General features: G+C 35.0%; 16 protein-coding genes. 1 reads left to right on the top strand and 15 read right to left on the bottom strand.

Translation table 11 applies throughout. From position 1 onward, the window contains the following. Positions 1-3: 3 nt before the first annotated feature. The 12 genes from dnaI to AC5LWL_RS07770 form a co-directional block, all read right to left on the bottom strand. The gene (dnaI, locus tag AC5LWL_RS07825) at positions 4-933 is read right to left on the bottom strand and encodes a primosomal protein DnaI (RefSeq protein WP_493433785.1); all 930 of its coding nucleotides are present in this window, start codon (positions 931-933) and stop codon (positions 4-6) included. Positions 934-948: 15 nt separating this feature from the next. Continuing rightward, positions 949-2358, bottom strand: coding sequence for a replication initiation and membrane attachment family protein (locus tag AC5LWL_RS07820; RefSeq protein ID WP_493433784.1), 1410 nt, complete (start codon positions 2356-2358; stop codon positions 949-951). 277 nt (positions 2359-2635) lie between these two features. Continuing rightward, the gene (gene nrdR / locus AC5LWL_RS07815; protein ID WP_493433783.1) at positions 2636-3091 is read right to left on the bottom strand and encodes a transcriptional regulator NrdR; all 456 of its coding nucleotides are present in this window, start codon (positions 3089-3091) and stop codon (positions 2636-2638) included. A 552-nt stretch (positions 3092-3643) separates the two neighbouring features. Next, on the bottom strand, positions 3644-4243 hold the full coding sequence (coaE, locus tag AC5LWL_RS07810; RefSeq protein ID WP_493433782.1) for a dephospho-CoA kinase: 600 nt from the start codon (positions 4241-4243) through the stop codon (positions 3644-3646). 305 nt (positions 4244-4548) lie between these two features. Next, positions 4549-5184, bottom strand: a complete 636-nt coding sequence (gene ytaF / locus AC5LWL_RS07805) for a sporulation membrane protein YtaF (protein ID WP_493433781.1) — start codon at positions 5182-5184, stop codon at positions 4549-4551. 173 nt (positions 5185-5357) lie between these two features. Further along, positions 5358-6182, bottom strand: a complete 825-nt coding sequence (gene mutM / locus AC5LWL_RS07800; protein ID WP_493433780.1) for a DNA-formamidopyrimidine glycosylase — start codon at positions 6180-6182, stop codon at positions 5358-5360. 20 nt (positions 6183-6202) lie between these two features. Next, positions 6203-8827: a DNA polymerase I gene (gene polA / locus AC5LWL_RS07795; protein ID WP_493433779.1), complete on the bottom strand. Its 2625-nt coding sequence runs from the start codon at positions 8825-8827 to the stop codon at positions 6203-6205. Positions 8828-9599: 772 nt separating this feature from the next. Then, positions 9600-11372 (bottom strand): two-component system histidine kinase PnpS, encoded by a 1773-nt coding sequence (gene pnpS, locus AC5LWL_RS07790; protein ID WP_493433778.1) that lies wholly within the window; start codon positions 11370-11372, stop codon positions 9600-9602. After that, entirely contained in the window at positions 11373-12083 is a 711-nt protein-coding gene (locus AC5LWL_RS07785) for a winged helix-turn-helix domain-containing protein (RefSeq protein ID WP_493433777.1), read from the bottom strand. Positions 12084-12474: 391 nt separating this feature from the next. Further along, positions 12475-13743: an NADP-dependent isocitrate dehydrogenase gene (gene icd / locus AC5LWL_RS07780; protein ID WP_493433776.1), complete on the bottom strand. Its 1269-nt coding sequence runs from the start codon at positions 13741-13743 to the stop codon at positions 12475-12477. A 230-nt stretch (positions 13744-13973) separates the two neighbouring features. After that, on the bottom strand, positions 13974-15092 hold the full coding sequence (gene citZ, locus AC5LWL_RS07775; protein WP_493433775.1) for a citrate synthase: 1119 nt from the start codon (positions 15090-15092) through the stop codon (positions 13974-13976). 1025 nt (positions 15093-16117) lie between these two features. Then, positions 16118-16579, bottom strand: a complete 462-nt coding sequence (locus AC5LWL_RS07770; protein WP_493433774.1) for a DUF441 domain-containing protein — start codon at positions 16577-16579, stop codon at positions 16118-16120. Positions 16580-16743: 164 nt separating this feature from the next. On the opposite strand from AC5LWL_RS07770, the gene ytvI reads away from it, so the two are divergent. Further along, entirely contained in the window at positions 16744-17871 is a 1128-nt protein-coding gene (gene ytvI, locus AC5LWL_RS07765; protein WP_493433773.1) for a sporulation integral membrane protein YtvI, read from the top strand. A 55-nt stretch (positions 17872-17926) separates the two neighbouring features. On the opposite strand, the gene AC5LWL_RS07760 is transcribed toward ytvI, so the two are convergent. From AC5LWL_RS07760 to pfkA, 3 genes are all read right to left on the bottom strand, one after another. Beyond that, complete coding sequence (locus AC5LWL_RS07760; RefSeq protein WP_493433772.1) at positions 17927-18316, bottom strand: FxsA family protein; 390 nt, start codon at positions 18314-18316, stop codon at positions 17927-17929. A gap of 219 nt (positions 18317-18535) precedes the next feature. Further along, positions 18536-20296: a pyruvate kinase gene (gene pyk, locus AC5LWL_RS07755; RefSeq protein WP_493433771.1), complete on the bottom strand. Its 1761-nt coding sequence runs from the start codon at positions 20294-20296 to the stop codon at positions 18536-18538. A gap of 123 nt (positions 20297-20419) precedes the next feature. After that, positions 20420-21379: a 6-phosphofructokinase gene (gene pfkA / locus AC5LWL_RS07750; protein WP_493436566.1), complete on the bottom strand. Its 960-nt coding sequence runs from the start codon at positions 21377-21379 to the stop codon at positions 20420-20422. Positions 21380-21563: the final 184 nt, after the last annotated feature.

Raw genomic sequence — 21563 nt, 5'->3', positions numbered from 1 at the left:
TTATTATATTCTTTTATTTGAACCTTTTACATGAATCGGATTTGCTAAATATCTTATTCTTTCCATGACTCTCATCGCTTTCATTTTTTCCTCTTCCCCTCTTTGCGAATAGGTTAAATGATGTTCTAAGCCACTAAAATCAAAATTAGAAGTGAATAAGGTCGGCAGATTCTCCAACATTCTAAACTGAAGAATCGGCCCTAGTACTTCATCTCTTATCCAACTGGACATTGTCTCTGCACCGATATCATCTAACATCAAAATCGGTTCACGTTTTATTCTTTCTAGCTTTTCATTTAAAGTGCTGTCCCCGATAGAGCTCTTCATTTCTCTGAAAAGTTCTGGCACATATACAATCGTGGAGGAAATTTGATGCTGGGACAATTCATTGGCAATCGCCCCTAAAATAAATGATTTCCCAACGCCAAATTCACCATAAAAATAAATGCCCTTTTGCCTTTTGCCTGGCTCATACTGTTTAACAAAATTAATAGCTGCCCGAACTGCTTCTGTACGCTCCTCTCCAATATCCATATTGGAAAAAGAAGCTTCTAAAATATCTTTCGGAACATATAAGCTTTGAATCAATTTTTCTTTTTTCTTTTGAGCATCTTCCATGATTTTTCTTGGACAACGATCATATTGAATATCAATGACCCCTCTTATCATGACAAGCTTCGGATGATAGCCCTTCATCATATTTATACATGAATGTAGATTCGGACATTTGTTGCACTCTTTGCTTTGGTTTGCATATTCATACAGCTTACTCATGCCGACTTCCACTATTTGCGAAGTTAATTCTTCTTCATGCTCTCGAAGAAATGCTCTCACTTCTGGATGATTAAGAACCTCTTGTTTCATAGCTTTGTATCTTTCTTGAAAGCTTGAATTGGCTCCTAGTTTACGAAGTGTATCATTTATTTTTTCCACAATACATTTCACCACCTATTTTCTTAGATTTTTTATTTCTTCTTCCAGTTCCTGCTTTACCTTTAAAAAATCTTCATTTACTGGCTGTTCCTGCTTATTTTTTATTGTTGTTTGCTCTTTGCCAAACCATTCAGGAATTTTTTCCTTACGAATTGCTTTTCGCGTTGATTTTGCTGGGTTATTTTTTTTCCCTTGAGCCCATTCTAAATACTGTTGATGTTCTTTTTTGGCAAGATCCATTGCCTCTTTTACAGTACGAATATTCTTTCTTACCCATTGACTGGAAATTTTCTCCACATACCCTTTGGTCAGCTTCATATCTGTTTTCAGCATAACATATTGAATCAGTACATTTATTACACCAGGTAATAATTTTTGGGAGAACATAATTTCCTCAATAATTTGCAAATCAGCTTTTGATGGTTCTGCACCACCAGATATATCCTTTAAGAGCTGTCTTGGAGAGGTATGATCTAAATAGTAGAGTAACTCTTCTTCTTTTGTTGTTGGTTTTTCTATTTGCATTTGATCGATTTGCGGCTGCGTTCGATCAACAAGCATAGGCAGCAAATCATTATGCTGAAATTGATACCAGTCCCTAGCAGCAATCCTTAATTCTTCTATGTCAATTTCATCTTTTTGATTGATTGCACTAATGACAATATTTTTCATTTGAATGGCATCAATTCCATATAAGAAAGCGAGGTTTTGAATTGCTTCAAGCACCTTTTTCGTAAAAGCTTTTTTAGAAATTAACGAATCGTGTATTCCTGCAAAAAGAAGATCAAAATCAAATGATTCATTTTGTATTTGAATGCTGTTTTGTTCCTGTCTTCCTAAATAAACAGCTTCTTCTTCTAGTTTATCCTCTTTTTCTAATTCATAATTGGAGCGAATCGTGCTGGTATGACTATGATCGGATGTAAACACCTCTGGAAATGCTTTTGTTATCGGTTCATATTCTTCCATAGCATCCGGAAGCTTTTGATCGGAAAAGAAACGTTTTAATCTTCCATACTGTGCTTTTCCTATTTTTCGATAAAGATAAACATTTAACATTCCATCTAAAAAAAACTGTTCTGGTGTTAAAGGAGGCTGTAATTCATAGATAAAGGAACGATTTCCATCTTCTTTTTTCTTAAAGGATTTCAGTAAACCAATGCCTTCTAACTTTAATCTTGCTTCATAAATTTCTTTTAAACCGCAATTCATAAAATTCATTAAGCTATGATGCGAATTAGAAGAAGACCAAAGACGGTTTTCTTCCACTTCTGCCCACAAGGTCATATATAAACTGATGCAATAAGTGCCGATTAACGGTTGATAAAGAAAAGTAATGATTTTGCGGTCATAATCACTTAATAATCCATTTACTGCTGCATAGTATCTGTCAACTGGAAGCAAGTCTTGCCAATGTTTTGCCATCTCTAACTTGTCCTCCTTTTCTTTCCATTTCATTTTGTATCTTTATTCCAATGTACACTAGCTTTTAAAGAAGCAAGTATCGGAATTTATCCGGTTGATGGAAAAATCCCACCTGCTTGTGTTTGAGGTGGGGATTTTAACCCATTTTCTATTTTATCTTTAAAGAAGCAATTCAAAAAAGAGCCAAAGAATCCTTTAGCTCCTTTTTGAGGGAATGGAGTGAATCTTTCTTTTCATTTAACAAGATCCATTATACCTTTTCAACTCTCATCTGGAACTAATCCTTTTTGATTAACTCCTTTAGTTCTTCAATAAACACATTAATATCTTTAAATTGGCGATAAACAGAGGCAAAACGAACATATGCTACTTCATCTACTTCTGCGAGTCGGTCCATCACCATTTCGCCGATTATATCGCTTTTGATTTCAGAAACAGCATTGCTGCGAAGTTCTTTTTCTACTTCTGCTGTTATATCTTCCAATTGTTTTAATGCAACCGGTCTTTTCTCACAAGCTCTTATTAAACCACGTAATATTTTATCACGGCTAAACTCTTCCCGTGTTCCTTCTTTTTTCACAACTATCAAAGGGATTTCTTCTACTTTTTCAAAAGTAGTAAAGCGATATCCACAAACTTCACACTCTCTTCTTCTTCGGATCGAGCGACTATCATCAACAGGTCGTGAATCAAGAACACGGGAATTATTATCTTGACATGAAGGACATCTCATTTTATCAGCTCCGAATTCATTGTTTCGCAATGTATTGATACATACTATCATCTTATAGAAAAGTAATTCGTTGTACAAGTCATTGTGAATAATTCTTTATACTAATCTCTTTATTGAATTAGGCTCTGTTATTTATTGGGAGCTACCCTGTAAAGTGGTTCCGCAGCCGGAATACACTTCGCTTTCCTGTGGGCGAGTGACGAGCCTCCTCGCATTCCCACGGGAGTCTTCGTGTATTCCACCTGCTCTCTGCTTCAAACTTGGGCTATAAAACAAATAGAAAGCTTCTTCTTTTTGTTTATAGAAGTTGTTCAAAAAGCCCGATAAAAAGGACACATCGAATTTCTTCGTTGGTTTGCTTCTCCGCTTCTCACGTATTCAACGAAAGGATCTTCCACTAAAAGCGCTCACGTCCTGTGAGCAACGCGGAAGTCACCACATCCTGTGAAAGGCCGCTGCTCGGGAGCAAACCGCCTCGAACTTCTCGGTCCTTTTTATCCTTGTTTTTGAACACGCACTTATAATAAGCATTAAATTTGCCTCTACGCCAATTTACAAAACACTCCATTTTCTCAAAAGGTTTTTTGCTTGTGTTTTTGCTTCTTCCATCGTTCCGTTATTATTGATTATTTCATCTGCTAACAAGCGTTTTTTGATTAACGGCATTTGTGCTTGAATTCTTATCCATGCATCTTTCTCAGAAAGAAGGTTTCTTTTCATTAGCCGCTGTAGTTGAATTTCTTCATCTACATATACAAGGATCGTCTTATCACAATTCTCATGTAGTTTATTTTCAAATAATAGCGGTATGTCTAAAATAACGACCTTTGCTCCATCGTCTATTGCCTCTTTTTGCTTTTTATTCATTCTTTTTCTCACTTCTGGATGGACAATACTATTTAATACTTTTCTTTCTTCTTCATCGACAAAAACAATTTCACCAAGCTTTTTTCGATTAAGCTGGCCATCCTTTTGTAGTATCTCAGTTCCAAAATAGGCGATAATTTTATGATATGCCGGCTCACCTGCTTCAACTGCAAGTCTTGCTTCTAAGTCTGCATCAATAATAGGAACATTTAACGATTGATAATAAGCTGAAATCGTACTTTTTCCGCTGGCAATACCACCTGTCAATCCAACAATTAAAGTCATTATTTTTCCTGCCTTTTTCTAATTTGACTGTTTTTAACGTCTATTTTTTTAAGGATACCCTAAAAAAATGGCTTTGGCTCTCTCAATAAGTCCGCAGCCGGAATACACTTCGCTTTCCACGGGGGTACGCTTGAGCCTTCTCGAAGCTTTGCTCTCTTCTTTCCTGCTAATCCCATAGGAGTCTTCGTGTCTTCCGGCTGCTCCCTGCTTGAACATAATAAAAACTTAATCAAGCTTTCTATTTTCTTTCTTCATTCACGGTGCAAGTCTTTATTGGCAATGGGGCTTATAAAGGGGATTGAACTTTATAATTTAAAAATCCCAATAATAATTAATATAACCCCAGGAATAAAAGCGAATTTCTCCATAAAGCTCTTTTTCGAAAAAAAGGATCCTCCTACTATTCCTAAGGATACAAACGAAGCGCTCATGCAAATAACGGCAATCGTCAAATATAATGGGGAAAAACCTAACATGGAGGCGCCAATTCCTGCACCAAATGCATCTAAAGATAACGCCAGCCCTAATACAACTGCTTCCATTCCTGTTATGGCACCAGAATTATCGAAATCAGCAGACATTGGTTTTTTTAATATATTTATAACAATCCCAAGGGACTTAATTTCAAAGTTAACTATATTTTTTTCATGAAGCAATACTTCTTTTTCTTTTGTAGGCTGAAAAAATTGAAATAAAATCCAAGCACCTAATAGTATTAATATAATGCCACCAATACTTTCTGCAAAGGCTGGTGAAAATATTCGTGAAATGACATGACCAAAAAACATTCCAACAGATAGTGTGAAACCTGAGCAGCAAGCAATAATGAAAGTCGATTTAAAAGGTATCTTCATTTTTCGCAGACCATAAGTGAAGCCTACACTAAAGTTGTCAATACTTACAGCTAGCGCTAGCAAGATGAGAGAAAATACTTGTGCCATATGAGAAAAGCCCCTTCCTAATCAATAGTACTATACTATATGGAAGGAGCCCATCCAATGTTAAACATGTATTCTATTTTCTCTTTTAGCTGCTTCTGAAAGTTGGGGAGGGCATAACACTTCTTTTCATTTTTTAAGCTACGCTGAAAATAGGGTTCTCACTTCTCTCTGCTTCACCTTTGGCAGGTAGGACAAAACACGGTTCCTCTTCCGCCGACAATAATTCTTTCTAGGGTAGCTCCGCAGTTTTTGCATGCCTCTCCCTTTCTGCCGTAAACGTATAATTCTAGCTGGAACATGCCAATTTGTCCCTGTGTATTTACATAGGAGCGAATTGTACTTCCGCCTTTTTCCACCGCTTCCGAAAGTGTTGCAATAATTTCTTTAAATAAATATTCAATCTCTTGTTCAGTAAGTGTATTAGCTATTCTTTCTGGATGAATACGACTTCTAAACAATGCTTCATCGACGTAGATATTACCTAAGCCAACGACTATTTTTTGATCTAATAAAGCAGTTTTGATGCTTCTTGTTGTTTTCGAAAGTCTTTTTTTAAAATTCAAAATGGTAAAGGAACCATCAAACGGCTCTGGTCCAAGTTGAGAAAGTGGCAATGATTGATGCTCTTCCCCTTTTTTAAATAAATGCATCGTTCCAAATTTGCGTACATCTTTATAACGAAGCTCTGTTCCATCCTCAAAATAAAAAATAACATGTGTATGCTTATCGACAGGATCTACTTTCGAAAATAATCCATACCTGCCTTCCATTCGCAAATGTGAAACAATAGTGAAGTCCGTTGTAGCAATTAGTAAAAATTTCCCTCTTCTTTGGACATCTTCTATTTTTTGACCTGCAAGTGCATCTGAAAACTCTTCCACATTTTCTGGCTTTTTGATCATTTTCGCCCAAGTAACCACAACTTCTTTTATTACTTTATGCTGTGTCAATTCTTTTAGTGTTCGTCTTACTGTTTCCACTTCTGGTAATTCTGGCAATTGCTCTCTCTCCATTTCTATTACTTTGCATCAAACCATGTGTCTCCATAGGAATAATCTACTTTCAAAGGTACTTTTAATTCCACGGCGTGCTCCATAACATCAGGAACAATCTCTTTTAATTTTTCTATTTCCTCTTTAGGAGCTTCAAAAATCAATTCATCATGCACTTGTAATAATAATCTTGATTTTAATCCTTCTTTTTCTAAACGCAGTGCCATTTCAATCATCGCTTTTTTGATAATATCTGCAGCACTTCCTTGAATTGGTGTATTCATCGCCGTTCTTTCTGCAAAACTTCTTAGATTGAAGTTTCTACTTGTAATTTCTGGTAAATACCGTCTTCTATGAAGCAAGGTGGATACAAATCCTTGTTGTTTTGCATCAGCCACAATTTCTTCCATATAGTTTCTTACACCTGGATAACTGTCTAAATACCGTTCAATAAATTTCGCCGCTTCTTTTCTTGTTATATGCAGACTTTGAGACAGGCCGTAATCACTTATCCCATAAACAATCCCAAAATTAACTGCTTTTGCATGTCTGCGCATATTGGAGGTTACTTCATTCGCTTCTACATGAAAAACAGACATGGCTGTTTCCGTATGAATATCATGATCTTCCTTAAATGCTTCAATTAATTTTTCATCATTCGCAATATCAGCAAGTACTCTAAGCTCAATTTGACTATAATCAGCAGCAAAGATAACCCAATCTTTTTCTGATGGTACAAAGGCTTGTCTGATTTTCCTTCCTTCTTCTAGGCGGATAGGAATATTTTGCAAGTTTGGATCAGTAGAGCTTAACCTCCCCGTTTGAGTTAGTGCTTGGTTAAAACGTGTGTGTATTTTGCTGTTGTGCACTACCTTTTGCAGTCCTTCCACATAAGTTGATTGAAGCTTGCCTAATTGTCTATAGTTTAAGATTTCTTCAATAACTTCATGAGAACTTGCTAACTGATCTAGCACATCTGCTGAAGTAGAATAACCTGTTTTTGTTTTTTTAATAACAGGCAAACCAAGCTTCTCAAACAGAATGACACCGAGCTGTTTCGGAGAATTAATATTAAAAGTTTCTCCAGCTAATGTATAAATACGGCTTTCAATATCTTTTAATCGTTCATTTATTTCTGCACCCATTGTTTGTAATCTTTCTAAATCCACTGTAATACCAGTGAACTCCATATCTGCCAGTACAAGACTTAAAGGCATTTCTAAATCATAAAACAATGCTTCTTGACCATTTTTTTGCAATTCTTCTTCCATCTTATCTAAAATGGCTGAAAGTGCTAATGTTTTACGAACAAGATGCTCTGAAAGGATATTCTCCTCTGGTACTTTTCGTTTTGCTCCTTTTCCATAAAACGCTTCATCTGATTGGATATTTATATATCCGTATTTTTTGGCAACAGAGGTTACATCCTCAATCGTAACGGAAGGATCCGCTAAATATGCTGCAATCAAAACATCAAACGTAATTCCTTTTAAATGAATTCCTTTATGCCTCAAAGAAACCTCTGATCGTTTTGCATCATAAACAATCTTTTTACTTGATTCGTCTTCTGCCCATTCTTTAAATACGTCGGATTGTAAGGCCAATTCGATTGGAAGAAAGAATGCCCCTTTTTCATTTACTAATGATAAACCAAGAATAGGCGCATAATGATAATTATCTTCTAAAACTTCTACGTACAATACATTTTGATCTGCAAAAATCTCTTTCTTTATTTCCTTCACTTGCTCATACTCTATGTTTTCAAGGCTTACTTCCTCTTCTACTACCTCGTCTCCAAGTTTAGTCAATAAGGAATTAAATCCAAGTTCTTTAAAAAATCCTTTCAACTTATCTGTTTGCATACCAGGATACACCATTTCATCTATTCCAATTGTCAATGGAGCTTCCCTTGTAATTGTAGCAAGCTCTTTACTCATGACTGCTTGATCTTTAAATTCTTCCAATTTTTCTTTTAACTTTTTCCCACTGACTTGATCAATAGACTCGAGAAGGTTTTCAAGTGTTTGAAATTCTTTAAGGAGCTTAATAGCAGTTTTTTCCCCAACTCCAGGAACGCCAGGAATATTATCTGAGCTATCACCCATCAAACCTTTCATATCAATAATTTGTTCTGGTACTAACCCATACTTTTCTTGGATATGACTCGGGGTATAAGACTCTATATCGGTAATTCCTTTTTTTGTAATATATACCGTTGTTTTTTCAGAGCTTAATTGTGTTAAATCTTTGTCACCAGATATAACAATTACTTCATATCCATCTTTTTCCCCTTGAAGAGATAGTGTACCGATTATATCGTCTGCTTCATAATTCTCTAACTCGTAATGGCGGATACCAAAGGAATTCAATAATTCTCTTATATAAGGAAATTGTTCTGATAATTCAGGAGGGGTTTTTTGGCGTCCTCCTTTATATTCACTGAATGTTTTATGGCGAAAAGTTGTTTTTCCTGCATCAAATGCAACAAGTACATTGCTTGGTTTTTCATCTTCTAATATTTTCATTAGCATCATAGTAAAGCCATAAACTGCGTTTGTATGCACCCCTTTATCGTTATTTAGAAGCGGAAGTGCAAAAAATGCACGATATGCGATGCTGTTTCCATCTATTAAAATTAATTTTTTTGTCAAAGTAATGGTTCCTCCTTGGTTATGTAGCGTTATGTATTTGTTCTAATTAGTATTATTATCTTGTTCACTTTATTTTACCATGAGAGAGTAAAGATTGTAAGAAATCGGCTACTCTGAAAAAAGAGTTGCTCTCTCAATTAGTCCGCAGTCAGAATACACTCCACTTTCCATAGGGCTACACCTGAGCCTCCTCGGAGCTTTGCTGCGGGGTCTCGCTTGTCCCGCAATTCCCATAGGAGTCTTCGTGTATTCCAGCTGCTCCCTTCTTCAACATAATAACAAAATCAATCACACTCGCCTATTTTCATTCTTTATGGTGTGAATTTTGTTGGATGGTTGGCTGCTCTATATTTCAAATTTCCATCCAGTGGTCTTCTATCAACTTGTGGTTAGTTGGAGCAATTGGTTTTTTAAGATGGGTTTCTCTACCTTTTTTCTTGATTTCTGAGGGGTTTTTCCAATGAGGTTATACGCAATGTCATCAAATTTAACTTTTAAAATTAGGAAAGTGACTGAAAAGTTGGGGTAATGTTAGAATTTGTTGGTCAGAAGTCTATGGAATCATGTTTGAGTGATAGGAGGGAGAAGATTTTTGTTCATTAGTGGAAAAACAAAACGGTGATTAATTGGGTGAAAGCCGAAAGCGGGGTAGCTTTCGGCTTTCGGCTTAGCCTTATATGGATAAGGGGGTCTTCATAAAGTATTGTAGCAAGAAAGTGTTAATCAATTATAAATAGAATGTAAATACTATGTAAACTTGTACAAATCATTTTTAGTAGGGAAATTCCTTTTTTAATTTAATTTGAAAGGTTGTTCCTTTCCCGACCTTGCTCTCTACTTTAATCATTCCCTTATGCAATTCAATTAAATGCTTCACAATTGCCAATCCTAAACCTGTACCTCCAGAATTTCTGCTTCTAGCTTTATCCACTCGATAAAACCGTTCAAAAATCCTTGGTATTTCGCTGTTTTCAATCCCAATTCCGGTATCTTTTACTATAATAATTACATCTTTGCTTCTTTCCAAAACAGACACGGTAATATTTCCACCATTTGGAGTATAGGAAATGGCATTTGAGATTAGATTAAGGAATACTTGTGTCAGCCTGCCCCTGTCCCCTTCAATCCATATACTATCTTTTTCTTGTTCAAAGCTTATTTTCAGCTCTTTTGTTTGCGCTTTTTTCGATAAAATCTTAATAACTTCATCTAATATATCTAGAATATTTAACCGTTCACGTTTTAAAGAGAATCCATGCTGCTCTAGCTTTGTTAATTCCAGCAAATCTTGAATCAACTGCTGTAGACGATCACTTTCTTTTAAGATAATTCGTAAAAACTCTTCTAACGTCTCTTTGTTTTCCATTGCACCATCTAATAGGGTTTCTGAAAATCCTTTAATGGACGTAATTGGTGTTTTTAATTCATGTGATACATTTGCAACAAAGTCTTTCCTGATTTGTTCTAACTTTTTTAATTCTGTTATATCGTGGAAGACTAATAATATTCCCATCCATACATCGTTTGCGCCTATAATTGGCACTCCATATACTTGAAAGGTTTTTTTATCGTCATTCACTTGCAGAACCAGCTCTCTGACCACTTTATGTTCTGTCATAAATATTTCTTCTACCAAATCAGTGAGTTCTCTATGTTCTAAAACTTTATAATATAGTTTATATAAATAGTCAGAAGAATGAACAGTAAACAAATCTTTATATGCTTTGTTCATTAAATTTATATATCCTCTGCTATCAATCAACAACAAACCGCTTCCAATACTTTCAATTAATGTCCCAAGGCGATCCTGTTGAATTTCTTGTGCCTTTACCATATCTTGAATATTTTTTGCAACAGTATTAATGGAGGAGCTGAGTACACCAGTCTCATCTACACGCTCTTCATATGTACGCGCATGATAATTCCCATTAGCAAGTTCCTCTGCTGCTTTTGTAGCTGATTCAATTGGTCTTGCATAACGGTAAATAAGTTTAAAGCCTATTAGGAATACTAGAATGAAAGCAATGGCCAATGCAATACTGACAATCCAATTTATCTGATGGTAGTCATGTTGAATATCCTTCAGATTTACACTTAAAAATAAATATCCTTGCTTTTGATTTTCAGCTGATATGTGCATAGAATAATAATGAAAGTCAGCATTTCCACCAACTTCTACATTTTTTTCGTTGTTTTTCCCTTTTTTTATAATGGATTCAATTTTTGTTACATAATCATTTTCATTATTTAAACGATTGCCCATTTTTCCTTCATCAAAAAGAATCGTTCCCCTATCATCAGTAACCGTAATTTGCAAGTCTAATAATTCACTGTACTCTTTAATGGTAGATGCCTGTAAAACATTTATTCCACCAATATTTTCAATTTCTTTTGCGACTAGCAAACTTTCTCTTTCCATTCTTTGATCAAATGACTGTAAATACGATTTTTTGTTAAGCTGCCCGAGAATTAAACCAATTAGCAGGAAAACAATAAACACAATAAATACAATACTAGAAAGTAATCTGGATTTAAATTTTCTCATTTATTTTGGTTCCTCAAGTTTATATCCTAACCCACGAATTGTTTTTATATAAACAGGCTTTTTTGTATTATTCTCCATCTTTTCTCTTAAATGACTAATATGTACGTCTACAATTCGTGTATCTCCAACAAAATCATAGTTCCAGACTGCACTCAACAACTGGTCCCTTGTTAGAACACGCCCTTTATGCTTTGCCAAATAAAGCAATAACTCAAATTCTTTAGGAGTAAGTTCTAATAATTCTTCTTTAAAATAAGCTTCATAAAAACTAGGGAATATCTTTAATTCAGCAATTTTTATACTATCTTTTTCCTCTATTTCTCTTTCAGGTGCTTCTGTCTGATATTGGGATCTTCTTAAAACAGCTTTTATTCTAGCAATTACTTCTCTTGGGCTGAAAGGTTTTGTCATATAATCATCTGCACCAAGTTCTAATCCAAGTATTTTATCTAATTCATCATCTTTTGCAGTTAACATAAGAATCGGCGTATTTATTCGTTGAAGACGAAGCTGTTTGCATACTTCCATCCCATCCAGCTTCGGCAACATCAAATCTAATAAAATAACATCCGGGTTAGATGATAAAGCGAGATTCATGCCTTCTTCCCCATCCATCGCGGTTATTACATCATAACCAGCTTGCTGGAGGTTGTACTGTAATAATGTTAAAATAGATTGCTCGTCATCAACGACAAGAACTTTCTTCTTCATAAATTGCCTCCAAATAATCAAATTCCCCTATAATTCCCCCATATTCCCCTTTTATTATAATATATACCATTCATAAAGGGAAACCTCCTTACACCATTACCAAACTCCACACATTTTTAGACAGTTTACTAGTTTATCTTATTAAGCACAAAGCAAAGTGTATGCAGGCTGCGGACTTATTGAGAGCGCCAACGCCTTTTTTAGGATAGCCAAAAATAAAAAAGCCAACTCTTGTCTCTCCAATTATCAACCAAATAAAATAATTGATAATTAATAGCAAACACGAATTAGCATTTATCCACTCTTTTTTTACTCCCCTTTTATATTTACAGTAAAAAAAAGCAAGGAAGAGTCCAGCTAAACCATTCTCTTCCCTGCTTTTATACATGCATTACTTCATATTTTTAATCAATTCATCACCAAATTCAGAACATTTCACTTCTGTTGCTCCATCCATTAAGCGAGCAAAATCATATGTGACTACTTTAGAAGCAATCGTTTCTTCTACAGACTGAATAACTAATTGTGCAGCTTCCAACCAGCCTAAATGTTCTAATAAAAGGACACCTGATAGAATAACAGATGAAGGATTTACTTTATCAAGGCCAGCATATTTTGGTGCAGTGCCATGTGTTGCTTCAAAGATGGCATGACCTGTTTCATAATTTATATTTGCTCCAGGTGCAATTCCAATTCCACCAACCTGTGCTGCAAGTGCATCTGAGATATAATCACCATTTAAGTTCATTGTTGCAACAACATCAAACTCTAGTGGTCTCGTTAATATTTGTTGTAAGAAGATATCAGCAATCGAATCTTTTACAATTATTTTTCCTAAGGCTTCCGCTTCCGACTGAGCCTTATTTGCTGCTTCTGTTCCTTGTTCTGCTTTAATTCGATCGTATTGTGCCCATGTAAACACTTTATCCCCGAATTCTTTTTCTGCTAATTCATAGCCCCAGTTTTTAAAAGCACCTTCTGTATATTTCATAATATTACCCTTATGTACAAGTGTAACTGATTTTCTGCCCTCTTTAATAGCATAATTGATAGCTCCGCGAACCAGACGGCTAGTTCCCTCTTGTGAAACTGGCTTAATCCCAATTCCAGATGTTTCAGGAAAGCGAATTTTATTTACTCCCATCTCTTCTTGAAGATACTGAATAAGCTTTTCAGCAGCTTCCGAGCCAGACTCATATTCAATTCCAGCATAAATATCTTCTGTATTTTCACGGAAAATAACCATATCCGTATCTTGTGGTCTTTTGACTGGAGAAGGAACACCTTCAAACCATCTTACAGGACGTAAACAAACAAAAAGATCCAATTCTTGTCGTAATGCAACATTCAAAGAACGAATTCCCCCGCCAACTGGTGTTGTTAAAGGTCCCTTAATAGCAATTAAGTATTCTTTAATTGCATCCAAAGTTTCACTAGGCAGCCATTCACCTGTTTCATTGAAAGCTTTTTCTCCTGCAAGAACTTCTTTCCAAACGATTTTTCTTGATCCATCATACGCTTTTTCTACTGCTGCATCTAATACTCTAGATGATGCCGCCCAAATATCAGGACCAATTCCATCTCCTTCAATGTAAGGTACAATCGGATTTGCTGGTACATTTAATACGCCATCAACTACTGTAATTTTTTCACCTTGCATATAAATCCCTCCGTTTAGAAAAGTATGTTCTTTATATAAATTTTCCCCTTCTTTTATAAAGAAGAAATAAACACATAGATAAAGCTGAATACACAATTAAATATGTGATTTATCTTTTAGTATAATATCATAGTTGATATTTACCCCACTCTTAACTGCCAGTAGCCCCCGCCTTAAGATTCTAAGAAATCGAGGAGACAGATAGGAGCTACCCCCACCCATCTACTACTCTATTCCCGTTTATCTACAGGAATATACGTTAACCTTTCAGGACCAATATAATCTGCTCTCGGTCTAATTAATCGATTGTTTTCATATTGTTCCAAAATATGAGCAGTCCAGCCTGATACCCTGCTGACAGCAAAGATTGGAGTAAATAAATCATGATCAATTCCGAGACTATGATAAACAGAAGCAGAAAAGAAATCTACATTTGGCACAAGATTTTTTTCTTCTTTTAATTTTGCTTCTATTTTAATGCTCATATCATAAAGATGACTTTCACCAGTTAAGTCGGTTAATTTTTTTGCCATCTCTTTTAAATGTTTTGCCCGTGGATCTCCCTTTCGATAAACACGATGACCAAAACCCATAATCTTTTCTTTTTTAGCCATTTTATCTTTTATATATGCATCAACATGATCCAAGCTTCCGATCTCAGTCAGCATTTTCATTACTGCTTCATTCGCTCCGCCATGCAACGGTCCTTTTAATGCACCTATTGCAGAAGTAATACCCGAATATATATCAGATAATGTTGCTACACAAACACGGGCAGTAAAAGTAGAAGCGTTTAACTCATGATCTGCATGCAATACTAAGGCTTTGTTAAATGCCTCAATTGCAATTGGCTCTGGTTCTTCTCCTGATAGCATATATAAAAAGTTTGCAGCGAAGTTAAGATCTTTTCTAGGACCGATTGGTTCTAACCCTTTTCTTAAGCGGGAAAATGCCGTTACAATTGTCGGAAGCTTCGCCTGTAGTTTCACTGCTTTTAAATAATTCGATTGATCATCCATAAATTCAGCATTTTGATCATAAACGCCCAGCAAGGAAACTGCTGAACGAAGAGCTGCCATTGGGTGCACCTGCTGTAATGGAATCATTTTAAGCTGTTCGATTAAGGAAGCTGGAAGTGTTGCATTCTCTGCCAACTCCTGCTGAAATTGTCTTAACTCAATTGCTGTTGGCAACTTTCTGTTCCATAATAAAAATACAATTTCTTCGAAGCTAGCATGTTCTGCTAAAGAATCAATATCATAACCAACATATGCTAGTGAATCATCAATAATGGAGCTAATAGAAGAAGTTGTTGCTATTATTCCTTCAAGACCTCTTGTAACTGCCATACTTTTCTCTCCTTTACCCATTACTTCCTTTGCTATATTTTAACTGGCTTGCTTTTACCGTCTTCATCATTATTGTTACATTACGAATTCTCAGCTAATTGGGCTTTTAAAAGTATTTCTAATAGATAAAAATACTTGCTCCCTCATTCAATTATAAAAACGTTATATATTCTTTTCCCTTTATGTATTGCCCTCTCTTTTAATCATATAACAAAAATAGGGCAATAGTCGAATAATTCTCTTTTTTCATTCTATACGCACTATTTACCGTTTATAATTTTAATACAACCCCTTTAATAAGTAAATAATAATAATCTTATCATTTATCATAAGCTAAACTTATGACATTGATTTAGATGAAAAACCCTTAAGCGTATAAAAAATAACAGATGCTTTATCACCAACCCAATCTCTTAAATTAATCACCATTACTTGTATGATAATATGAAATAACATGTGTAGCGGATTTTCACCTAAAAGGAAGAGAAACCTATTAAAACAGAATGATTTAATTAGATTATTCACATTTTGTAAATGCTTACATTTAATTTTAAAAAAATAACTAGCTTCAGCTGGAAGTTCTTTACTACAAATTTATTATATACAATTTTTTTTATACTGTCTCCTTTTTAGCACTTTTTTACGATTCCAATAGTTAAAACATCATATAGAAATACTCCCCCTTAGCATTTTATTCCATAACCCTAAAAATATTCCCAATTAAACGGATACAATTTTTTAGTTAATTTCTAAACAAAGCAAATGTATTATGGAAAAATATTTTCCTAATATAATTGCTTTGTTCAATTTAATGTTGTTTTTAGATAGATGAATCCTGCTTTAAAGTAGGATTTGATTGTAAAAAACGGAAAATTACACATTAGGAAATGACATCCAAGTGACCAAGAGGGGATTCCTTTCATTTTTTAAGGCTTTCGCCGGGTGGGAGAATTGACAGTTCATCAGCTACAAGTTCTTCACAGTTCATAACCTTGGTGCAACTAAGAGAAGCCTTACCCTTCTATTTACTTAATCCATTCCATCGCTCTTATTGCAATATAAGCAATTCCAGCTCCAATAAGGGGACCAACAGCAACTCCGTTAAAAACAGATACTGCAAATATTGTGCCTAGAACTAATGCAGTTGTAATCTGAGGATCCTCCGCTAAAAGTGTAATTCCACCTTTTGCTAAAAGCGCTACTAGTATACCTGAGATTAAAGCAATCCAAGCAAAAGGAGATTTAAATGTGGCAGTCAAGTCTTTAAACCCAATATCACCAGTAGCAATGGGAACAAGAACAGCTATTGTAATAATGGTTACACCCCAATTAATTCCTTTTGACTGAATGTAAGAAAAGGCCTTAACATCTAGGCCAATTATTTTCAGGCATAATAAAAATAGTACGGCAATAAGCAAGGAATTATTTTTAGCAATAAATGCAATTCCAACTAAAAGATATAGAAATAAATACGATTGTGAAAACACTAAAAAACTCCTTTCTACACTATTAATACAAATATAGAAGATACACAGTCAAATGTAAAATAAATGAATAATTTTCGTATTTTTATACGATCTCTACTATACTGTATATATAAAGATATTTTACTGTTTATTATCAACTCATATCAATAAAAGGAGGATTTCATTTGAATCCAACATACTTATATCGATCATTGCGATTTTTATTAGTAATTGGACTTGCTGCTTTATTATTCATCAGCATCTTCTATTTATCCAAAATTACATATCCATTTATCATTGGCTTTTTAATTGCGTTTTTTATGAATCCGCTCGTTAATTTTTTTCAATTCAAATGTAAAATGCCAAGATCACTTGCTGTATTAATTAGTATCATTATTATCTTATCCTTCTTTGCTGGATTAATCACCTTATTAATTGCAGAAATTGTTGCTGGTGCTGCCTATTTGGCAAATGTTGTTCCAAATCATATTGATACGATTATTGAATACTTGGAAAATACTTTTACAGCGCAAATTATTCCATTTTATAATCGAATTGCAAGTCTCTTTAATAATTTAGGATCAGGACAGCAGGATACCATAATCGCTAACATTAAAAATGTCGGCGAACAAGTTGGAACAAAGATTGGTGATTTTATTCAAACATTTTTCCAAAGTATACCTACTATTTTATCTTGGTTTCCAAACGCTGCGAGTGTTATCGTTTTTTCTTTGCTTGCTACCTTTTTTATTAGTAAGGATTGGGCTCGGTTATCTAGAACTTTTGGAAGACTACTTCCTAAACGTATACATACAAGCAGCAAAACCGTTTTCTCTGATTTAAAAAGAGCGTTATTGGGTTTTATAAAAGCACAATTGACACTTGTTTCCATTACGACCATTATTATTCTGATTGGCTTGTTGATTTTACGGATCGATTATGCTATCACGATTGCTCTAATCACTGGTATTGTTGATATTATCCCTTATTTAGGAACCGGATTAATTTTTGTACCTTGGATTATTTATGAAGTGATTTCAGGACAAATGGGACTTGCAATTGGTTTAGCAGTACTTTATATTGTCGTCCTTGTACAACGGCAGATAATGGAGCCAAAAATCCTTTCTTCCAGTATTGGCTTGGATCCATTAGCTACTTTAATCTCCCTTTTTGTTGGCTTTAAATTAATTGGTTTTTTAGGTCTAATCATCGGACCTGTTACATTAGTGATTATTAGCACACTGCATCGAAGCAATATTTTCAAAGATATTTGGGAATTTATTATCGGAAGGGATAAATTTAGCAAACCGTAAACTTTTTTCTTCCATACAAAAAACTAGCGGTCCAAAAAAGCGTCCGCTAGTTTTTTTAATGTATAATCGTAACTCGATTTTTCTTTTGAATTTTTCGCTGCATAGATCTAATTAGCAGCTGTTTTATCACTTTTTTAGTTGGTGGAAATAAAATAATCGCTCCTAAAATATCGGATAAAAATCCTGGTAGAAGCAATAAAATCCCTCCTGCTAATACACATAACCCATCTAAAATAGCATCTCCCGGCATTTCGCCCATACGAAGCTTTTCTTGAACATTTTTATATGCTTTTAATCCTTGCTTCTTTAATAAAACTGCACCAATTAAGCCTGTTGCAAAAATAAAAAATATGGTTTCTGGGATTCCCATGAATTTTCCTAAAACAAGGAATACAGCTATTTCTATTACTGGTAAGCTTAATAACGCCATAATAATATACCGCAAAAAAGTCCCTCCTAAATTACAACCTGCTTCTTTATTATACCCTTTGTTCACTAATTTGAGAAATAATAGCCGAGGTTTAAGAGAAAAACAAATTGGTATCACCTGCAACACAGCTTTTTTCCATAAAAAAGGGTGTTCCCCCTCATTGTCCATCAATGCATTATCAAAGTAAGATAATGTAGAGGATAGTGAGAAGCAACACCCTTTCTTTTTATTTAATTAAAGTACACTTGCATGTCCGCTATAGATTGTACCTATTCGTGAATCTACCGTAATATCTTGCCCTTCCGTTAATACAGTTGTCGCATTCTCAACACCTACGATTACAGGTATTCCAATGTTTAATCCAACAACAGCAGCATGACTAGTTAAGCCGCCTTCTTCTGTAATTAACGCACTGCATTGTTCAAGTGCAGGAACCATATCACGATCTGTTCCAGTTGTTACTAGAATAGATCCTGGTGTAACTTTTTCTAGTGCTTCAGCAGCAGTGTTCGCAACTACAACTTTACCAAAAGCTGTTTTGCGGCCAATTCCTTGACCTTTTGCAAGTACATCACCAACAACATGAATTTTCATAATGTTTGTTGTACCAGCTTCACCAACTGGAAGACCTGCTGTGATAACAACTAGATCACCATGTGTTACGATTGAGCTGTTTACACTTTCTTGTACAGCAATATCAAGCATTTCATCAGTAGACTCAGATTTATGGCTTAATTTTGGGTATACGCCCCATACTAATGCAAGCTGTCTTAAAATATGTGCATCATAAGTTACAGCTACAATTGGTGCTTCCGGACGGTATTTCGAGATCATTCTTGCTGTATGTCCGCTTCCAGTTGGTGTGATAACAGCTTTAACTTCTAAGTTTAATGCTGTATGTGCAACTGATTGACCAATAGAATCCGTAATATTATGTTCCACTTCTCTGCTTCTTTTTGAAAGAATTTCTTTATGATCTAAAGCTTGCTCTGCTCTTGAAGCAATATTATGCATTGTTTGAACAGCTTCAACTGGATACGAACCTGCAGCTGTTTCTCCTGAAAGCATAATTGCATCAGTACCATCAAAAATTGCATTGGCAACATCACTAGCTTCTGCACGTGTTGGACGAGGATTGCGTTGCATGGAATCTAACATTTGTGTAGCAGTAATAACTGGTTTCCCTAGGATATTACATTTTTCAATTAAAGATTTTTGTACTAATGGAACTTCTTCAGCTGGGATTTCAACACCAAGGTCTCCACGAGCAACCATTAATCCATCTGAAATTTCCAAAATTTCATTAATATTATCCACACCTTCTTGGTTTTCAATTTTAGGAATGATATGGATATGAGATGCATTATTGTCTTCTAATAATTGTTTAATTTCTAAAACATCTGATGCACGGCGTACGAAAGATGCTGCGATAAAGTCAATTCCTTGCTCAATTCCGAAACGAATATCATTTGCATCTTTTTCTGTAATACCTGGTAAATTTACAGAAACTCCAGGAACGTTAACACCTTTTTTATTCTTTAAAACACCAGAATTCAAGACTTTTGTATGTAGTTCTCCAGCTGCTTTATCAATTTCCGTTACTTCTAAGCCGATTAAACCATCATCTAACAGAATTTTGCTTCCTACTTCTACATCGTCAATAAGTTCAGTATAAGTTACAGAGAACTTTTCTGTTGTGCCTTCTACTTCTTTCATGGAAATAATAACATTGTTTCCAGTTTTTAATTCAATTGCGCCATCTTTCATATTGTTAGTACGAATTTCCGGACCTTTTGTATCTAATAAGATGGCAATATTTTTGCCTGCGATTTCTGCTGCTTCACGGATATTTTTAATTCTTGCACCATGTTCTTCATAATCACCATGAGAGAAGTTTAAACGTGCAACGTTCATTCCTGATTCCATTAAATTTGTTAATTTTTCAATACTTTCACTAGCAGGACCAATTGTACAAACTATTTTTGTCTTACGCATTTATAATGCCTCCATTTATTAAATAATTTCTTTCCTATCTTACCATATTAAGAACTCAAATTAGAAAGCTACTTTTGCATAATCAGCCCCTCCAATTTGAGTACCTCTGATTAAATAAAATGTTTAGATTGAAAGTTCTTTTGATAGACGGTATAAATTATTATCAATTGTATGTTTGCGACCAAGCGCTTCGATAATATCATAGTCCACTAATTCACTTTTTTCCATACCTACTGCACGTCCACCTTTGCCTTCAACAAGAAGTTCAACAGCATAAGCACCTAGTCGACTTGCAAGCACTCTGTCTGCAGCAGTTGGTGATCCACCACGTTGCATATGGCCTAAAACAGATACTCGAGTATCAAAATCAGTATTTTCTTCAATTTGTTTTCCAATTTCCACTCCGCTGTTTACGCCTTCCGCTACAACGATAATACTGTGTTTTTTGCCTCTTTCTTGCCCTTTTTTCAAACGCGCAATAATTTCTTCCAAGTTATATTCTTCTTCTGGAATTAAAATCGTTTCAGCACCGCCAGCAAGTCCTGACCATAATGCTATATCTCCAGCATTTCTTCCCATAACTTCGATGATGAATGTTCTTTCATGTGAAGTTGCAGTGTCACGAATCTTGTCAATTGCGTCAATTACCGTGTTAAGAGCAGTATCAAAACCAATTGTCAGTTCCGTTCCAGGAATGTCATTGTCAATTGTTCCAGGAACACCTACACATGGAAAACCTTGTTCTGTAAGAGCTTTTGCACCCATATAGGATCCGTCTCCGCCAATTACTACAAGTCCATCAATTTCGTGCTTTTTAAGTTGTTCGATCCCTTTTTTCTGTCCTTCTTTTGTTTTAAATTCTTCGCATCTTGCAGAAAATAGGAATGTCCCGCCTCGATGAATAATATCACCTACTGAACCAACCTCTAACTTTTTGAAATTACCGCTAATTAATCCAGCGTAACCTCCAACCACTCCATAAACTTCAATATTATGGTAAATCGCTTTACGAACTACTGCTCTAATTGCAGCATTCATTCCTGGTGCATCTCCACCACTTGTTAATACGCCAATTCTTTTCAAACTCATTGAAATCACCTCATACAATTTAATGCACAGCAGCTATGTAATTAATATACATATACTAAATTATATAACAAACTATCTTTCTGCAACATTTGTCACAAATATTACATATAAAAAATAATAATACCCAATAAATGTTAATGAAAACCGTAAAATTAGCTGATACTCCTAAATATCTCCA

The sequence above is a fragment of the Niallia sp. WK069_GA_01 genome, from assembly GCF_983173855.1.
This window is presented reverse-complemented; position numbering and strand designations above follow the sequence as displayed.

Coding starts and splice junctions, on each gene's coding strand:
- AC5LWL_RS07785 (WP_493433777.1), bottom strand. CDS start 12,083: ATGAAGAAGAAAGTTCTTGTCGTTGATGACGAGCAATCTATTTTAACA.
- nrdR (WP_493433783.1), bottom strand. CDS start 3,091: ATGAGATGTCCTTCATGTCAAGATAATAATTCCCGTGTTCTTGATTCA.
- coaE (WP_493433782.1), bottom strand. CDS start 4,243: ATGACTTTAATTGTTGGATTGACAGGTGGTATTGCCAGCGGAAAAAGT.
- icd (WP_493433776.1), bottom strand. CDS start 13,743: ATGCAAGGTGAAAAAATTACAGTAGTTGATGGCGTATTAAATGTACCA.
- pnpS (WP_493433778.1), bottom strand. CDS start 11,372: ATGAGAAAATTTAAATCCAGATTACTTTCTAGTATTGTATTTATTGTG.
- pyk (WP_493433771.1), bottom strand. CDS start 20,296: ATGCGTAAGACAAAAATAGTTTGTACAATTGGTCCTGCTAGTGAAAGT.
- ytaF (WP_493433781.1), bottom strand. CDS start 5,184: ATGGCACAAGTATTTTCTCTCATCTTGCTAGCGCTAGCTGTAAGTATT.
- AC5LWL_RS07820 (WP_493433784.1), bottom strand. CDS start 2,358: ATGGCAAAACATTGGCAAGACTTGCTTCCAGTTGACAGATACTATGCA.
- citZ (WP_493433775.1), bottom strand. CDS start 15,092: ATGGCAGTTACAAGAGGTCTTGAAGGAATAATAGCAACAACTTCTTCT.